General features: G+C 70.9%; 15 protein-coding genes. 8 read left to right on the top strand and 7 right to left on the bottom strand.

What is annotated here, in order from left to right; all coding sequences use genetic code 11:
• Positions 1–148: 148 nt before the first annotated feature.
• Together ACZ7SW_RS27015 and ACZ7SW_RS27020 are read right to left on the bottom strand one after the other, a co-directional pair.
• Positions 149–2,026: a bifunctional copper resistance protein CopD/cytochrome c oxidase assembly protein gene (locus tag ACZ7SW_RS27015; RefSeq protein ID WP_470233153.1), complete on the bottom strand. Its 1,878-nt coding sequence runs from the start codon at positions 2,024–2,026 to the stop codon at positions 149–151.
• A 685-nt stretch (positions 2,027–2,711) separates the two neighbouring features.
• Positions 2,712–3,281 carry a sigma-70 family RNA polymerase sigma factor gene (locus tag ACZ7SW_RS27020; RefSeq protein WP_370938255.1) on the bottom strand — a complete coding sequence of 190 codons (570 nt, stop codon included), beginning with the start codon at positions 3,279–3,281 and terminating at the stop codon, positions 2,712–2,714.
• 101 nt (positions 3,282–3,382) lie between these two features.
• Here ACZ7SW_RS27020 and ACZ7SW_RS27025 point away from each other — a divergent pair, with 101 nt between their 5' ends.
• On the top strand, positions 3,383–4,123 hold the full coding sequence (locus ACZ7SW_RS27025; protein ID WP_470233154.1) for a zf-HC2 domain-containing protein: 741 nt from the start codon (positions 3,383–3,385) through the stop codon (positions 4,121–4,123).
• 388 nt (positions 4,124–4,511) lie between these two features.
• Here the strand turns inward: ACZ7SW_RS27025 and ACZ7SW_RS27030 are convergent, their stop codons facing one another.
• Positions 4,512–5,120 carry a DUF5134 domain-containing protein gene (locus tag ACZ7SW_RS27030; RefSeq protein WP_470233155.1) on the bottom strand — a complete coding sequence of 203 codons (609 nt, stop codon included), beginning with the start codon at positions 5,118–5,120 and terminating at the stop codon, positions 4,512–4,514.
• Entirely contained in the window at positions 5,117–6,739 is a 1,623-nt protein-coding gene (locus tag ACZ7SW_RS27035) for a PepSY-associated TM helix domain-containing protein (RefSeq protein WP_470233156.1), read from the bottom strand. Before ACZ7SW_RS27035 ends, ACZ7SW_RS27030 begins: the two co-directional genes overlap by 4 nt.
• Positions 6,740–6,929: 190 nt before the next feature.
• Between ACZ7SW_RS27035 and mftA the strand changes: the two genes are divergently transcribed.
• Genes mftA through mftD form a run of 7 tightly spaced genes read left to right on the top strand, consistent with a single transcriptional unit; the run spans position 6,930 to position 12,558 of the window.
• On the top strand, positions 6,930–7,034 hold the full coding sequence (gene mftA / locus ACZ7SW_RS27040) for a mycofactocin precursor MftA (RefSeq protein WP_470233157.1): 105 nt from the start codon (positions 6,930–6,932) through the stop codon (positions 7,032–7,034).
• Positions 7,024–7,317, top strand: coding sequence for a mycofactocin biosynthesis chaperone MftB (gene mftB / locus ACZ7SW_RS27045; RefSeq protein WP_354743320.1), 294 nt, complete (start codon positions 7,024–7,026; stop codon positions 7,315–7,317). Before mftA ends, mftB begins: the two co-directional genes overlap by 11 nt.
• Positions 7,317–8,489 carry a mycofactocin radical SAM maturase gene (gene mftC / locus ACZ7SW_RS27050; protein ID WP_470233158.1) on the top strand — a complete coding sequence of 391 codons (1,173 nt, stop codon included), beginning with the start codon at positions 7,317–7,319 and terminating at the stop codon, positions 8,487–8,489. Before mftB ends, mftC begins: the two co-directional genes overlap by 1 nt.
• A gap of 1 nt (position 8,490) precedes the next feature.
• A complete protein-coding gene (mftE, locus tag ACZ7SW_RS27055) occupies positions 8,491–9,180 on the top strand; it encodes a mycofactocin biosynthesis peptidyl-dipeptidase MftE (protein WP_470233159.1) in 690 nt (229 codons plus the stop codon).
• Positions 9,177–9,965 (top strand): mycofactocin-coupled SDR family oxidoreductase, encoded by a 789-nt coding sequence (locus ACZ7SW_RS27060; protein WP_470233160.1) that lies wholly within the window; start codon positions 9,177–9,179, stop codon positions 9,963–9,965. The genes mftE and ACZ7SW_RS27060 overlap by 4 nt, the downstream gene beginning before the upstream one ends.
• Entirely contained in the window at positions 9,962–11,389 is a 1,428-nt protein-coding gene (mftF, locus tag ACZ7SW_RS27065; protein WP_470233161.1) for a mycofactocin biosynthesis glycosyltransferase MftF, read from the top strand. Before ACZ7SW_RS27060 ends, mftF begins: the two co-directional genes overlap by 4 nt.
• Positions 11,386–12,558 carry a pre-mycofactocin synthase MftD gene (gene mftD, locus ACZ7SW_RS27070; protein ID WP_470233162.1) on the top strand — a complete coding sequence of 391 codons (1,173 nt, stop codon included), beginning with the start codon at positions 11,386–11,388 and terminating at the stop codon, positions 12,556–12,558. The genes mftF and mftD overlap by 4 nt, the downstream gene beginning before the upstream one ends.
• A 138-nt stretch (positions 12,559–12,696) precedes the next feature.
• Here the strand turns inward: mftD and ACZ7SW_RS27075 are convergent, their stop codons facing one another.
• From ACZ7SW_RS27075 to ACZ7SW_RS27085, 3 genes are all read right to left on the bottom strand, one after another.
• Complete coding sequence (locus ACZ7SW_RS27075) at positions 12,697–13,647, bottom strand: hypothetical protein (RefSeq protein ID WP_470233163.1); 951 nt, start codon at positions 13,645–13,647, stop codon at positions 12,697–12,699.
• A gap of 82 nt (positions 13,648–13,729) precedes the next feature.
• Entirely contained in the window at positions 13,730–15,052 is a 1,323-nt protein-coding gene (locus tag ACZ7SW_RS27080) for a HAMP domain-containing sensor histidine kinase (RefSeq protein WP_470233164.1), read from the bottom strand.
• Positions 15,049–15,735: a response regulator transcription factor gene (locus ACZ7SW_RS27085; protein ID WP_470233165.1), complete on the bottom strand. Its 687-nt coding sequence runs from the start codon at positions 15,733–15,735 to the stop codon at positions 15,049–15,051. Before ACZ7SW_RS27085 ends, ACZ7SW_RS27080 begins: the two co-directional genes overlap by 4 nt.
• Positions 15,736–15,743 lie beyond the last annotated feature (8 nt).

Raw genomic sequence — 15,743 nt, forward strand, 5'->3', positions numbered from 1 at the left:
AATGGCGCGGTGCAACGAGATCACGGCTGCCCTGCCGGGTGGCGACGCGGGGCACGCGGCCGGATTCAGCGGGCGGTGGGCCGATGCCGGTCGAGCGGAACTCAGGACTGACCGGACCTGATTCGCCGAGGCAGGCATCGGGCCGCGGCTACTGCCTTCTGGCCGCCAGGCTGGCGAGCATCGCGTTGTAGGCGGCGAAATCGTCGTCCTCGCCTTGGTCGAAGCGGCGGTCCAGACGGGCGGCTTCGCGGTCGTCATGGCGGCCCCACTGCACCAGCAGCGCCACGACGACCACGATCATCGGGATTTCCCCGGTGGCCCAGGCGATGCCGCCGCCCAGCCGTTGATCAGAGAGGAGATCGGGCATCCACGGCAGCGACAGGTAGCGGTAGAACGTCTCGGCGATCACCGTCTGCTTGTTCATCAGGATCACGCCGAAGAACGCGTGGAACGGCATCACCGCGAACATCATGCCGAGCCGCGCCAGATGCGGCATCGAGCGCGGCGGGCGGTCGAGGCCGATCACCAGCCAGAAGAAAACGTAGCCGGACACGAGGAAATGGAGGTTCATCAGCTGGTGCGCCCAGTGGTAGCGCATCGCCTCGCCGAACAGGCCCGAAAAGTACAGCGCGTAGTACGAGCCGACGAACACCACTGACGCCACCAGCGGGTGCGCGACCAGGCGGGTGAAGCGTGAGTGCAGCAGCGCCACCATCCACTCGCGCGGACCGTCCGGCCCCTTGCCCGCCACCGGCAGGGCGCGCAGCGCGAGGGTCACTGGGCCGCCGAGCACGAGCAGCACCGGGGCGAGCATGGCCAGCGTCATGTGGATGACCATGTGCAGGCTGAAGGTTCCGGACGAGTACTTGCCCAGGCCGGACGACGTCGCGATCAGCACCGTCGCCCAGCCGCAGGTCCACGCCCAGAATCGGCCGCGCGGCCAGTCGTCGCCGCGAACGCGGAGGCGGCGCGCCCCGACCGCGTAGGCCGCGACGGCGAGCACTGCCACGACGCCGAGCAGCAAGTCCGGACGCCAATCGAGAAAGAGCCGGGCGAACGTCGGAGGATCGGGCAGGTCGTAGCCGAGCACGGTCTCGCCGACGGTCGCCGGATCGTCCACGAACGCTGGTGGCACTAGGTGTGCCAGCCCGGCCGAGACGCCCATTGCCCCAGCCAGCACCACGACCTCAGCCACGAGAGCCGCTTTCCCGCCGCCACAACGACGGCGCGTGACGGCGATCAGCCCCGCCAACGCCACCGTGATCAGGACCTTCACCCCGAGGAGAAAGCCATAGCCAGTAAACAATCCAGCCGGACGGGCGAGCGCGAGACCGTCGACCATTCCGGAGGCAGCGAGCACTACGAGACACCACGTCGCCAACCGTCGATACCGACGCAGCGCAACCTCTCGTGCCGCCGCTGAGCCGCGGTGGACCAGCAGCGCAACCAGCGCACCAGTCCACAACGCCGCCGCGATCACGTGCCACACCAAGGCATTCGTGGCCAGGTCATGCCACGCGCCGATCGAAACGTGCCCGGCGATCGCCCTCGGCAGCAGTCCGACGAGGGCCAGTCCCAGCCACCACACCGTGGTGCGCCAGGTCAGCGTGCGCCAAACGCCGATGGCTACGACCGTCGCCACCGCCAGGACGCAGAGCCAGGCTTTGGGTTCCTCCATGGCGTCAACGGGGACGGCGAGGTTCGCCAGGTGCAACGCCTCGGAAACCGGCCGCCCGGACGCGTCAGCGGCGTCGAACGGCACCAGCACCGCGGCGGAGAGCGCCCAGACGAGCGCAGCACCCGCCGCGGTGCGGGTTGCCGCGTAACCGTCCGGGGAGAGCCGGCCCGATTCGCCCGGCGGACTCAGGAACGCCGCGAACGCGAGCCCGCCGACGCAGACCACCCCGGACGCGTCGGCGATCAACCGGAGCAAGGAGGTGCCAAAGGACGTCAACAGGCCGGGAGACGGGTTGCCGAGCGCGGCATAGACATCGCCCGCCGCGGCGACCACCGCCACGACGGCCACGGCAGCAAACCCCGCGGCGGCAAGCAAACCCCGCCGGTGCGGGGCCGGAATAGTGCGCACAGCAGAGTGGTCGCGCGGAGATGGCCGCGAGTTCCCGCGATCTGGATCACGGCCGGATCCCACGGTGGGCGCTAGCGGCTGCCGGAACAGCAGCTCTCACTCGCGGCCGGGTCCAACGGCGGGCGGGCGCTGGCTGCTGCCGGAACGACGGCTATGGCTCGCGGCCGGGTCCAACGGCGGACGGGGATTAGCGGCGACCGGAACGATGGCTCTGGCTCGCAGTCCGATTCAACGGCGGACTGGCGCTGGCGGCTGCCGCAACGACGGCTATGGCTCGCAGTCGGATCCAACGGCGGGCAGGCGTTCGCGGCTACCGGAACGGCCACTCGCCACCCGAAGAGAGCAGCGGACGGCTGGTAGCCAAGCATTCGATCCGCCTGGGTGCCGAACGGCCCGCTCATTCGCTTGAAGCCGGGCGACCCGGCGAAACCGAGCGACCCACGCACTCGCCCAAACCAGCGCAACCCGGCAGAACCGAACGGCCTACGCACTCACCTAAAGCAGCGCGACCTGGCAGAACCGAACAATCCGCTCACTCGCCTAGCGCAGCGCGACCCAGCGGAACCGGACGACCCGCCCGCTCACCTAAAGCAACGCGACCCGGCAGAACCGACCAACCCCCGCCTCACATCGCGGTGTCGTTCTCCTCCTGCGCGCGCAGCAGATCGTCGCGGGCGCGGGACACCCGGGACCGCACCGTGCCGACCGGGCAGCCGCATACCTCGGCCGCTTCCGCGTACGACAAGCCCAGGAACTGGGTCAGCACCAAGGCTTCCCGGCGGTCCTCGTCGAGAGTGTCCAGCAGGAGGCCCAGTTCGATCAGGTCCTCGAAGCCCGCCGTGCGCGTCCGGGCCGATTGTTCTTCGGCGGCGCGTTGCCAGTCGGCCGTCGTGGATTCGCGGGGGCGGACCGAGCGCGCGCGGATGCGGTCGACGACCACCCGGCGGGCGATGGACAGCAGCCACGTCCGCGACGACGACCGGCCCGCGAAGCGCGGCAGCGAGCCGAACGCGCGGAGGTACGTTTCCTGGGTGAGGTCGTCCGCGTCGGCCGGGCTGGTGCGGTGGGCCAGGAAGCGCCACGCGTCGGCTTGCGTCGCGCGGACCCAGGCTTCCAATGCGACCTGGTCACCGCGGCCCGCGGCGAGGGCCAGCGCGGTGATCCGCTCGTCGTCGTTGTCGCGGCCGGTGGACACGGGCCTCACGGTAGTCCATGCCGGCCGGCGGCGGTTCCACGACCGGGCACCGGGAAAAATCGCCGGACCCGCCGGGAACTCGGACGCGTATCCGAGCGACTATGACAGACGTGAGCTGTGAAATCTTCCGCGAAGCGCTGTCCGCGCGGCTCGACGGCGAAGCGGGCCCGCTGCCCGAACCGCAGGTCGACCAGCACCTCGAGACCTGCGCGGCGTGCCGGAGCTGGTACGAACGAAGCGCGACGCTGCGCCGCACCCTGCTGGTCCGCAGCGCGCCCGAGGTGCCCGACCTCACCGACCGCATCCTCGCCGAAACCCCGGCCCCGCCACGGGAAAAATGGGGGCTGCGGGTCGCGCTGGGGCTGGTCGGGCTGGTCCAGTGCGGGCTGGCGTTCGCGCAACTGCTCGGCATGGACAACGCGCACGGCGGCGGCGGTTTCATGGAAGGCCACCTCATCAACGAGAGCGCGGCCTGGAACCTCGCGGTCGGCGTCGGGCTGCTGTGGGCCGCGCTGCGAACCCGCGCCGCGGCCGGGCAGCTGCCGATGATCACCGGGTTCGTGATCGTCCTCGCAGTGCTCACGACCAGCGACCTCATCGGCGACCGGGTGACAGTCGCCCGGGTGCTATCGCACGTCTTCCTCGTCATCGGGCTGGCGCTGCTCTACGCGGTCCACCGGCAGCACCGGCTCCGGCACCAGCCGGGCCCAGACCTCGCCGACACCGCCGACGACCCGGACCAGACCACCGTGACGACCCACGGCGCGCTCGCCCTCGTCCGCCCGCACCCGAAACGCGGCCGCGATTCCCAGCGCCCGACCGGACGGCACCGCGCCGCCTGACGCCCGTCCGCTCGGGAGTTCCGGCCAAGCAGCTCACACTGCCGGAACGCGCGAGCACGGAATCGCAGTCCCCCCACGCGACGCGAACCGCACGCCCGCAGCAGTCCGGGGAGGACGACCGCGCGGTCTGAAAGGAACCCGCGACTCCAGCCGACGCAACCTGAGACAACAAGCCCTAAGCGACAGGCTCCGCCCGGCTCACGCCAAACCGCCTAGCTCGCGAACTCCGGCCTGTAGTCCAGAGCAAGGGCCGCAACTTCCGAAGCTGGTGTGGTTTGGCGGGCTTGGCTTGAAGGCTGTTGGGGCCGGGGGCTGCTTTCGGGGGTGACGCGGGTTTCGTCGGGTGCCTCGGCGACCGGGAAGGTCGACCCGAACAACCCGGCCCGGCTCAGATCATCGCCACCGCCATCACTGCCATTCCCAAGCTCATCACGCCTTCCATCGCCAGCCCGACCTCCCGCCGTCCAGGCCGGGCGACCGTCCGGGCGTGATCGATCGCCCGGGCCAGCCACGCGACCCCGGCCATCAGGAAGAACACCGCCAGCACACCCGCGACCACCGTCACCGGCGCAGGCGCGTGCCCGGTCATCGCCATCCCGGCGTCGCCCATGTCCATCCCGGCGTGCTCGCCGCCCATCGCCGCCGCGGACATCGTCATTCCCGCCATCGCCGACGGCATCACGTACGCCATCCACGCCATTCCGGCCATCATCAGCGCGTGGTGTGCTCCCGGCAGACGTCCGTGCCCGAATCCCAGCACCGCGCTCACCGCGAACCATCCGGCGGCCGCCGCGAACAGCACGACCTGGGGCATCCGCGCGAAGGTCATCGTGGCCGGCCAAGCCATCGTGACCATCCCGACGCACATCGCCGCGTGCAGTGCGTCCGCCACCCGTCCGCTCACACCGGGACGCCGCGCGCATCGGTACAGGCAGAACGCCCCAGCCGCCGCGAACAGCAGCGTGAGGATCCACCGCAAACCCGCTTCGGCGATCATCGCGCGACCTCCCGGCGCAAGCCCAGCAGGCAGTCCACCGCCAGGAATCCCAGCAACGACACCCCGAACACCGGCAGGAACCACCCCACCACCGCCATTCCGACCAGCACCGGAGCCAACACTCGCCCGGGGATTCGCCGCCACGCGCCGCGCATCGGCAACCGGCCGAAACGACCCCGGTCCCGCGACCGCACGCCGCTCTCCGGCATCCGGTCCGAACCGGCCTCGTCGCGTAACCGCACCTCGCCCGTCGGCAACCCTCCAGCGCGAGCCCCAGGCATCGACGGCCGATCGGAGCGAACCTCGTCACGCATCGACAACCGGCCAGACCGAGCCCCGCCGCGCACACCACGCGTCGGCACCAGACCACCCAACGACCCGCCGTCCTCCGGCAACCGAGCCAAGTCGGCTTCACCAAGCGACCGTGACTCGCCGGAACGACCCCCGCCACGCAACCAGCCGCCCGCCACCAATCGCCCGGCGCGGCCCCGCAGCCACCACATCCGATACCCCCACCCCACGACACAAACCAACGCCGCCCCCAGCACCGTCAGCACCACCTGATTCGCGACCCCGAACAGCAACCCCATATGCGCGTCAATCCCCCACCGGCTCAGCTTCGCGGCGAGCGGATAGTCAGCGAACCTCAACGTCCCGGTAATCGCGCCAGTGCCAGGATCGACCGCCATCGAGTCCTGTTTGGACGGCCAGCCCCGTCCGACCTGCTGCACCACATAACCGCCCCCAGAAGGCGGCCGGATCTCCACCGGGTCGGACAATCCGGCCCGCGCGGTCGCGTCGCGGACGGCCTGCCAGCCGACGTCTCCGGGAGTCCGGGAGCCAGCAGCCGAAACCGTCGGCGTAGTCCAGTCCAAAGAGGACCGCAGATCGGTGATGTTCGCGCCCGCGCGCAGCGACCACGTCAGTCCGGTAGCGGAAAGAAACAGCAGCCCGGCAGCGATCCACAGCCCCGGCGAACCGTGCCAGGAACGCAGCCGGCGCCGTCCGGGCTTTCCTCCGGACGGCAGCAGCACGGCACGCAAGCGTCGACGGCGGCCGAGCCACAAAGCCAGTCCCGCGAGGGTGATCACCCACAACCAGCTAGCCGCCAGCTCGCTGTACAGCCGGCCGAAATCGCCGAGGTGCAGGTTGCGGTGGAGGGTGTCGATCCAGCCCCGGACCGGCATCGCCTGCCCCGAACCGTAGGTTTCCAGCGCGCCGCGGACCTCGCCGTCATGCGGGTTGACGAACACTGTGTACCGATAGCTCGGCGCTAAGCCCGGACGGTCGAAGATCACCTGGGTGGTGTCGGTCGCGGACGGCGCCGGACGTACGCCGATGACCTTCCCGTCCGGCACCCGTCCGCGTGCGACGAGAACCTGCTGGTCGAGCGGGACCCCGCCAGCAGCGGACGGGACGTGCAGCTCTTGCGAGTAGACGGCCTGTTCCAGCTGCGGCGTCCACACGTACGCGATCCCAGTCAGCGCAGCGACCAGCAGGAACGGCCCGACGAACACTCCGGCGTAGAAATGCAGCCGCAGCACCAAGGGGCGCAGCGCCGCCCATCCGGTCGCCGGTTCTCGTTCGGTGCGTGGCGCGTCGTCTGTGCCGATGGCCATCCTGTTCCCTTCGCGTGGTCCGCCTCCTGAGGAGTCGGACGAGCGGGGCAGTCGGTTCCCGGCCGCGGCGAACGCCCATTCGGGTGTCCCGCGCGGACCGGCCATTGCTTCTGGCACTCGGTGACAGTATTCTCGCCGTCACATTCGACACTAAGTGTCAAATATCGCCGAGCGGGACAAGGGAGTCACGATGAGCGAGACGACAGCCCCATCCGGGACGAAGGCCGAAGAGGTCGTAGCCGACGAATTGCTCGTCGAGGAGGTCTCGATCGACGGAATGTGCGGTGTCTACTGACCGCGACGCCGCGGCGTTCGATCTGGACGGTGCTTGGGAACTGGACAGCCGGGTCTCCATCCGGCCGGAGCGGTTCGGCGCGCTGCTGTACCACTTCGGCACCCGCCGGCTGTCCTTTCTCAAGAGCCGCACCATGCTCGCCGCGGTGCAGGCGCTGACCGACCACCCCTCCGCCCGCGCCGCGTGCGCACGGGCCGGGGTCGCGCAGGCGGAACTGCCCCGCTACCGCGCCGCCCTCGCCGCGCTCGCGGCGTCGGACATGATCCATCCGAGGAGCGTGTGATGCCGCTTGTCGACGAATTCCAGTTCGGGCTCGACGCGCCGATCTGCCTCACCTGGGAACTCACCTACGCCTGCAATCTCTCCTGCGTGCACTGCCTTTCCTCGTCCGGCCGCCGCGACCCGCGCGAGCTGAGCACGCGGGAGTGCAAGGCGCTGATCGACGAATTCGAGCGCATGCAGGTGTTCTACGTGAACATCGGCGGCGGCGAGCCGACCGTCCGGCCCGATTTCTGGGAGCTGGTCGACTACGCGACCGAGCACCACGTCGGCGTCAAGTTCTCCACCAACGGCATCAAGATCACCGAGGACGTCGCGAACCGGCTCGCCGGCAGCGACTACGTCGACGTCCAGATCTCCCTCGACGGCGCCACCGAGGAGGTCAACGACCACGTCCGCGGCCCCGGCTCCTACCGCACCGCGATCCGGGCGATGGAGAACCTCGCCGCGGCGGGGTTCGGGAACTTCAAGATTTCTGTCGTGGTGACCCGGCAGAATGCGGGACAGCTCGACGACTTCAAAGCCCTTGCCGACCGCTACGGCGCCCAGCTGCGGCTCACCCGGCTCCGCCCGTCCGGCCGCGGCGCGGACGTCTGGGACGAGCTGCACCCCACCGCGCGCCAGCAACGGGAGCTGTACGACTGGCTGGTCGAGCACGGCGAGAACGTGCTCACCGGCGACTCGTTCTTCCACCTCGCCGGCTACGGCGACGGCGGCCTGCCCGGGCTGAACCTGTGCGGCGCGGGCCGGGTGGTGTGCCTGGTCGACCCGGTCGGCGACGTCTACGCGTGCCCGTTCGCCATCCACGACACCTTCCTCGCCGGAAACATCCGCGGCGAGGGCGGATTCACGCGCGTGTGGCGGGAATCCGAGCTGTTCGCGCAGCTGCGCAGCCCGCAGAGCGGCGGGGCCTGCACGTCGTGTTCGGCGTTCGACGCCTGCCGCGGCGGGTGCATGGCGGCGAAGTTCTTCACCGGGCTGCCGCTCGACGGCCCGGACCCGGAATGCGTGCGCGGCCACGGCGAACGCGCGCTGGCCGGGGTCGCCGCGGGCAGCGTGCCGAAACCGTCGCTGGACCATTCGCACCGCAAGGTGCCGGTGACCATCGGCATGCGCCGTCCGCCGGAACGGGCCTGCGACGAGAATCCGCTCGCAGGCTTCACCCCGGGCCGCTGAAATGCGGCTCGCCGATCTGTCGTCGCCGGACGTCGCCGAACAGGCGGCGTCCGGCGCGATCCTCGCCGTGCCGCTCGGGGCCACCGAGCAGCACGGCCCGCACCTGCCGTTGAGCACGGACACCGACATCGCCACGGCATTGTGCGACCGGCTCGCCGCGGAACGGCCGGACGTGCTGGTCGCGCCAGCCGTGCCGTACGGATCGAGCGGCGAGCACGCCGGGTTCGCGGGGACGCTGTCGATCGGGCAAGCGGCCACGGAACTCCTGCTCGTGGAGCTGGGCCGGTCGGCGTGCGAAACGTTCCGGCGGCTGCTTTTCGTGTCGGCGCACGGCGGCAACGCGGCTTCGGTCACCCGTGCGGTCGCGACCCTGCGCACCGAATCACGGGACGTCTCGATGTTCGAGCCGCGCTGGCAAGGAGATCCGCACGCCGGACGGCCGGAAACCGCACTGCAGCTGGCTCTCCGGCCGGACGCGGTGCAGCTGGAGAAAGCGGTGCCGGGCGATAGCCGTCCGCTGAGCGAGCTGCTTCCTGTGCTGCGCAAGGGCGGTGTGCGAGCCGTGACCGACACCGGAATTCTCGGCGATCCCACTGGAGCCACCGCAGACGAAGGCCGGGACCTGCTCGAACGCCTCACCGCGCAGTTGCGAGCGCACGTGCGCGACTGGACTTCCGTGGTGATGCCATGAAAGCCGTCCTCGTGACCGGCGCGGCGCGCGGCATCGGCGCAGCCACCGCGGCGAAGCTGGCCGAACAGGGCTGGGCCGTGCTCGCGGTCGACGTCGCCGGCGACGATCCCGCGCTCCCCTACCCGATGGGCACTGCCGAAGAACTGTCCACAGTGGTCGCCAAGATCCGGGAAAACGGCGGTACGGCAGAAGAATTCCACGCAGACGTCCGCGACCGTGCTCAACTGGACGCAGTCGTCGCGGCAGCAGAAAAACACTGGGGCGGACTCGACGCGGCCATCGCAGCGGCAGGAGTGATCGCGGGCGGAGTGCCGATGTGGGAAATGCCGTCAGAGCAGGAAGACGCTGTCCTCGACGTCAACCTCCGCGGCGTCCTCAACCTCGCCCGCGCGGCGATTCCCGCGATGCTGCGCCGGCCGAAACCCCGCTCCGGACGGTTTCTGGCCGTCGCGTCCGCCGCCGCGTCCCGTGGACTGCCGACACTCGCCGCGTACTGCGCGGCGAAAGCCGGAGTCGCCGGGTTGATTCGCGCGCTGGGCACGGAACTAGGCGACTCCGGCGTCACCGCGAACGCGGTCAGCCCCGGCTCGACCGACACGCCGATCCTCGCCGAGAGCGCCCGGCTTTACGACCTCCCTGCGTCGCAAACGTTTGCCGCGCAACAACCTCAGCAACGACTGCTCGATCCCGCCGAGGTCGCCGCCGTCCTGGTCTTCCTCGCCGGGCCGGAAAGCAGCGCGATGACCGGCGCGATCGTCCCGGTGGACGGAGGACTGGCGCTGTGACCACCCCACTGCCCGCCGGATTCCGCCTCGCCGTCGATCCGAGCGTCAAACAGCTCTCCGACGGCCTCCTTTTCGGCGGCTCCCCCGCCCGCGTGCTGCGCCTGACGAAGACCGGGCGAACGGCGTGGGCCCGCTTGGCGGACAACCCGGTCGAGACCTCGGCGGAAGGCGTCCTCGCCCGGCTGCTCACCGACGCCGGGTTCGCACATCCGTTGCCCCCGGCCAAAAACGCCGACGCGACCGTCGTCATCCCAGTCCGCGACCGCGCCGAACTGCTCGGCCGCTGCCTCGCCGGTCTCGACGGCCGATACCCGGCGCTGGTCGTCGACGACGGGTCCGCCGACCCAGCCGCCATCGCCGCGGTCGCCTCCGCGCACGGCGCGAAACTCGTCCGCCGCGACGTCAACGGCGGTCCGGGTGCCGCCCGGAACACCGCGCTGGAGCACGTTTCCACCGACCTGATCGCCTTCCTGGACAGCGATTGCGTCCCGTCGCCGGACTGGATCGACCGACTGGCCGGGCATTTCGCCGACCCGCTGGTCGCCGCCGTCGCGCCGCGAGTGCGTCCGCTCGCCCCTGACACGTGGGCTGGCCGCTACACCCGCGCCGCCAGCAGCCTCGACCTGGGCACCGCACCCGCCCGCGTCGCACCCGGCACGCGACTGTCCTATGTGCCCACTGCCGCGCTCCTGGTTGGCCGTTCCGCACTGGAATCCGTCGTCCGCGACGGTGCGGTCTTCGACCCGGCAATGCGCGTCGGAGAGGACGTCGACCTCGGCTGGCGACTCCACGACGCTGGCTTCCGGATCCGCTACGACCCGTCCGCGCACGTCGACCATCACGAGCCGACCACCTGGCGCGCGTTGCTCCGCCGCCGCGCCAGTTACGGCACTTCCGCCGCCCCGTTAGCCTTCCGGCGTCCGGCCGCGATGACCCCGCTCGTCCTGCACCCGTGGCCTGCGCTGACCGTCGCCGCGCTCCTGGCGCGCCGTCCGCTTCCCGCTGCCGCCGCGTTCACTGGCGCAGTATTGAGCATGGCCCGCGTGCTACACCGAAGCGACGTCCCGGCGCACGGTGTTACGCGCGCGATGGGCACCGCGGTCGGCCAAACCTGGCTCGGATTCGGCCGCTACAGCACGCAATTCGCCGCTCCCCTGCTCGCCGCGCTTTTGCTGCCCGGCGGGCGAAAACGCTGGGGACGGCGCGCTGCGGTCGCGTCGCTGCTCGCCGGACCGCCGCTGACCGCCTGGCTGCGGCAACGACCCGATCTCGACCCATTCCGCTACACCGCCGGCGCGATCGCCGACGACCTCGCGTACGGCGCCGGGGTGTGGGCGGGCTGCCTCGACCACCGGACCGCGGTCCCGCTGCGGCCGCGCATCACCTGGCGCCCTCTGCGCGTCGACCCGAAGGGAAAACGATGAGCACCACCTGGTTCGAATCTGTCGCCGAAGCACAGCGGCGGGCGAAGAAACGCCTGCCCGCGTCCGTCTACTCGGCACTGATCGCCGGTTCGGAAAAAGGGCTGACGCTGCAGGACAATCTGGCCGCGTACGACGAACTGCGGTTCGCCCCGCGCACCGCCGGACTGCCCGGCGAACGCGATCTGAGCACGAACGTCCTCGGCCGTGACGTCGCGCTGCCCGTGCTGATCTCGCCGACCGGCGTGCAGGCCGTGCACCCGGACGGCGAGGTCGCGGTCGCCCGCGCGGCCGCCGCGCGCGGGACGTCGATGGGGTTGTCGTCGTTTGCCAGCAAGCCCGTCGAGGAGGTGGTGGCGGCCAACCCGAATACGTATTTCCAGGTGTACTGGACCGGCAGCCGCGACGACATCCTCCGGCGGCTCGACCGGGCTCGTTCCGCGGGTGCGGTCGGGATCATCCTCACGCTCGACTGGTCGTTCTCGCACAGCCGCGACTGGGGCAGCCCGCACATCCCCGACAAGCTGACGCTGCGCGAACTGATCCGGTTCGCGCCCGAGGGCATGACGCATCCGCGGTGGCTGCTCGCCTACGCCCGCACCAAGAAACTGCCCGACCTCAGCGTCCCGAACATGGCCGAGCCCGGCACGCCGGTGCCGTCGTTCTTCGGTGCGTACGGCCAGTGGATGCAGACCGCGCCGCCGAGCTGGGACGACGTGAGCTGGCTGCGGAAACAGTGGGACGGGCCGTTCCTGCTGAAGGGCGTGTACCGGGTCGACGAGGCGCGCCGCGCGGTGGACGCCGGGGTCAGCGCGATCTCGGTGTCCAACCACGGCGGCAACAACCTCGACGGCACCCCCGCCACGATCCGCGCGCTGCCCGCGGTCGCGGAAGCGGTCGGCAGCGAGGTGGAAGTGTTGCTGGACGGCGGAATCCGGCGCGGCAGCGACGTCGTCAAGGCGCTCGCCCTCGGGGCGCGCGCGGTCCTGATCGGGCGGGCGTACCTGTGGGGCCTCGCCGCGGGCGGGCAGGCCGGGGTGGAGAACGTGCTGGACGTGCTGCGCAACGGCATCGACTCGACACTGCTCGCGCTGGGACACCGCAGCGTGCACGACCTGAGCCGGGACGACCTGATCGTCCCGGAGGGCTTCGAACGCCGGATCGGCAGTTGATCGGTTGTCCGTGAGGGGAACCCTGACGGACTCTGATTCCCTCAGGGTTCCCCTCACGGACAGTCTCTTCAGGTGCGGCTCGGCTTCAGTAGCGTCGCGAGGTTCTGGGCGTGAAGTCCTTTCGCCGCAAGGACTCCGCTATCTCCCGCGCGGGGCCGGGTTCTGCTGGAACTGTCCCTGCCAGCTGGCTTGGGCACCGGTGTCGCCGATTCGCACGATGTCGTAGACCGCCGCCCCGGCAGCCAAGACCGACAGCACGATCAACGTCACGCTGACCGCTTTCGAGGCAGGCGCGAGAAACACGCGACGGTGGTTCGTGGCAGCCCCGCTCACGCCGCTGCCGCTCGCGGCGGGGCCGCTCGCATTGGTGCTGCTCGCATCGGTGCCGCTCGCGGCAGGGCTCGCCTGACGCGCACCAGCCTCACCCGCACCAGACGCGCCGGTCCCAGGGACCGCCGCTATAGCACGGCCAGCCACCACCGCGCCCGCACCGGCCGCCGCCACAGCACGTCCGGGCACCTCCGCACCCGCACCAGGCACCGCCGCCCCAGCACCATCCGCCGCCATAGCACCGTCCGACACCGCAGCACCCGCGCCCGCACCGGGCACCACTGCCGCAGAACCGCCAGCCACCGCCGCACCATCCGAAACCGCAGCACCCGCACCCGCGCCAGGCACCACCGCCACAGAACCGCCAGCCACCGCAGCGTCAGCACCTGCGTCCGCGCCGCCCGCCGCGCTGGCATCCGCGTCCGCCGCAGCCGCACCGGCCTCCCGCTGCCGCCACCACAGCGCCAAAGCCAGCACCGCCACCGGAATCGCCGCCCAGATCGCCGTGTCGCCGATTTCCGTGTGCGCCCGGACCAGCGGCGTCCGCGCCACGCGCCGTTCCAGCCATTCGCCCGCATTCGTCGTAATGGGCACGAGGATAACCACCAGCACCGACAAAATCGCGTTCGCGCCGGCCAGCCGCCGCCGCACCGAGGCCAGGCAAGCGGTCAGCACCAGCACCAGCGCCGCCAACGGCAGCAGCACGACAACCGCGTGCACGAGCAGAATATGAGCGGGCAACCCGTTGACCGTCGTCATGCAGCCTTCCCCATCCACCGAACCACAACCGGCCACAACTCTGGCCGAGCCCCGTTAGCCCCGGGCAAGATCAAGGTGTGAATCAGGTAAGAGCCACGGTGAACCCCACCACCGCGCCGCCGCCGTCCCGCGGTCCGGCGAACACCTCGCCGCCGTGCGAGAGCGCGACTTCCCGCACGATCGACAACCCCAGCCCCGACCCGGGCAAGGACCGCGCGCCCGCCGCTCGGTAGAACCGGTCGAACACCCGGTCGGCGTCCTCGTCCGCGATCCCCGGCCCGCGGTCCAGCGCCTCGACCCGTCCGTCCCGCACGCGCAGTTCCACCGGACCGGAGCTGAACTTCACCGCGTTCTCCAACAGGTTCGTCATCGCCCGCTCCAATGCCTTCGCCCGTCCGGAAACCGTCGTGCCATCGGCGTCCACTACGACCGCGCGCCCCGATCGCCGACGCACCCGCGCGGCAGCTCGCTCCGCCGGCTCCAGCAGTTCGACCGGCAGCAGCGGCTCGTCGTCGTACTGTCCGGTGGCCAATTCCACCAGCTCCGTGACCAGATGAGTCAGCTCGCGCGTCTCCCCGTCGACGTCCGCGAGCAGCCGGTTCCGCGCGTCCGGCGACAATTCCTCGAACCGCCGCAGCACGCTCGCATTGGTGCGCAGGCTGGTCAGCGGAGTGCGCAGTTCGTGCGCGGCGTCCTGGACCAGCCGTTCCTGGTCGTCGCGGGCGCGGGCGAGCCGCTCGAGCATCCCGGCGAACGAGGCGGACAGCCTGCCGACCTCGTCGCGGCCGCGGTCCGGGATCCCGAGCCCTGGCCTGCTGCCCGCGCTCACCTCCTCGGTCAGCCGGGTGAGCCGGACCAGCCGCCGGGTGTTCTGCCGGGCGAGCAGCCAGCCCGCGAGCGCCGCCCCGGCCAGCACCGCGAGGCTGACCCAGGTCATCCGTTCGGCGAGGTCGCCGAGGACGTGCCGGGTTTCGTCCACGTCGATGCCGAGCTGCAGCGCCCCGCGCCCGGAGCCGAGCGCGACGGTGAGCACGCGGTAGTCGTCCCTCCCGACAGTCGCGTCCGCATAGCGGGTGCCGGTGGTCAGTTCCCGATCAGCGGCAGTGACCGGCAGCGTGACCGGACGGCCGCCGACGCGACGCACGGTCCCGTCCGGCGCGATCGACTGCGCGACCATCGGCTGTGCCTCGTCGTGGTCGTCGTCCCCCGGGCCGCGGGTGAGCGGGCTCGGCGCGAGCAGCTGCACCGCGCCCGCCGACACCTGCGACGCCGTGCTCAGCAGCGAACGGTCGAGTTCGGCGCTGATCCGCTGGGAAGCCGTGTGGTAGCCCAGCACGCCCACGAGAATCGCCGCGCCGCCGCCGACCGCGGCGAACGCGATCGCCAGCTTGCCGCGCAGATTCATGCCGGCCGCACCACGTAGCCGACGCCGCGCACGGTGTGGATCAGCTCGTCCGCGCCCGCGTTCTCCAGTTTCCGCCGCAGGTATCCGATGTAGACCGCCAGATTCTTCGACTCCGGACCGAATTCGTACCCCCAGATCCGCTGGTGGATCGTGTCGCGGCCGAGCACGATCCCGGCATTGCGCACCAGCAGCTCCAGCAGGTCGAATTCGGTCTTCGACAACGCCACCTCGGTGTCGTGCCACCACACCCGGCGCGCGCCGGCGTCGACCGCCAGCCCGCCCAGCCGCACCACGCGCTGCGCCTGCTCGCCCGGATCCGCGCTGCGCCGCAGCAGCGCGCGCAACCGGGCGAGCAGTTCGTCCAGTTCGAACGGTTTCGGCAGGTAGTCGTCGGCTCCCGCGTCCAATCCGGCGACCCGGTCGGCGGTCTCGACGCGCGCGGTCAGCATGAGCACCGGCGTCCGGTCGCCTCCCGCGCGCAGCACCCGGCACACGCCAAGGCCGTCGACGCCGGGCATCATCACGTCGACGATCAGGACGTCGAACTCCTCGCTCCGCGCGATCGCGAGCGCCTCGACGCCGTCGGCGACCTCGCTGACCCGGTAGCCCTCCAATTCGAGCGCGCGGACCAGCGATTCCCGGATCGCCCGGTCGTCGTCCGCCAGCAGAACGCGGTTCGCCATTCCGCCAT

The organism is Amycolatopsis sp. NPDC114484, from assembly GCF_055633755.1.

Bases quoted from the DNA above. Each gene is read 5' to 3' on its own strand.
- ACZ7SW_RS27030 (WP_470233155.1), bottom strand. From the start codon at position 5,120: ATGATCGCCGAAGCGGGTTTGCGGTGGATCCTCACGCTGCTGTTCGCG.
- ACZ7SW_RS27025 (WP_470233154.1), top strand. From the start codon at position 3,383: ATGACAGACGTGAGCTGTGAAATCTTCCGCGAAGCGCTGTCCGCGCGG.
- ACZ7SW_RS27035 (WP_470233156.1), bottom strand. From the start codon at position 6,739: ATGGCCATCGGCACAGACGACGCGCCACGCACCGAACGAGAACCGGCG.
- ACZ7SW_RS27060 (WP_470233160.1), top strand. From the start codon at position 9,177: ATGAAAGCCGTCCTCGTGACCGGCGCGGCGCGCGGCATCGGCGCAGCC.
- ACZ7SW_RS27075 (WP_470233163.1), bottom strand. From the start codon at position 13,647: ATGACGACGGTCAACGGGTTGCCCGCTCATATTCTGCTCGTGCACGCG.
- mftD (WP_470233162.1), top strand. From the start codon at position 11,386: ATGAGCACCACCTGGTTCGAATCTGTCGCCGAAGCACAGCGGCGGGCG.
- mftA (WP_470233157.1), top strand. From the start codon at position 6,930: ATGAGCGAGACGACAGCCCCATCCGGGACGAAGGCCGAAGAGGTCGTA.
- ACZ7SW_RS27085 (WP_470233165.1), bottom strand. From the start codon at position 15,735: ATGGCGAACCGCGTTCTGCTGGCGGACGACGACCGGGCGATCCGGGAA.
- mftC (WP_470233158.1), top strand. From the start codon at position 7,317: ATGCCGCTTGTCGACGAATTCCAGTTCGGGCTCGACGCGCCGATCTGC.
- mftE (WP_470233159.1), top strand. From the start codon at position 8,491: ATGCGGCTCGCCGATCTGTCGTCGCCGGACGTCGCCGAACAGGCGGCG.
- ACZ7SW_RS27080 (WP_470233164.1), bottom strand. From the start codon at position 15,052: ATGAATCTGCGCGGCAAGCTGGCGATCGCGTTCGCCGCGGTCGGCGGC.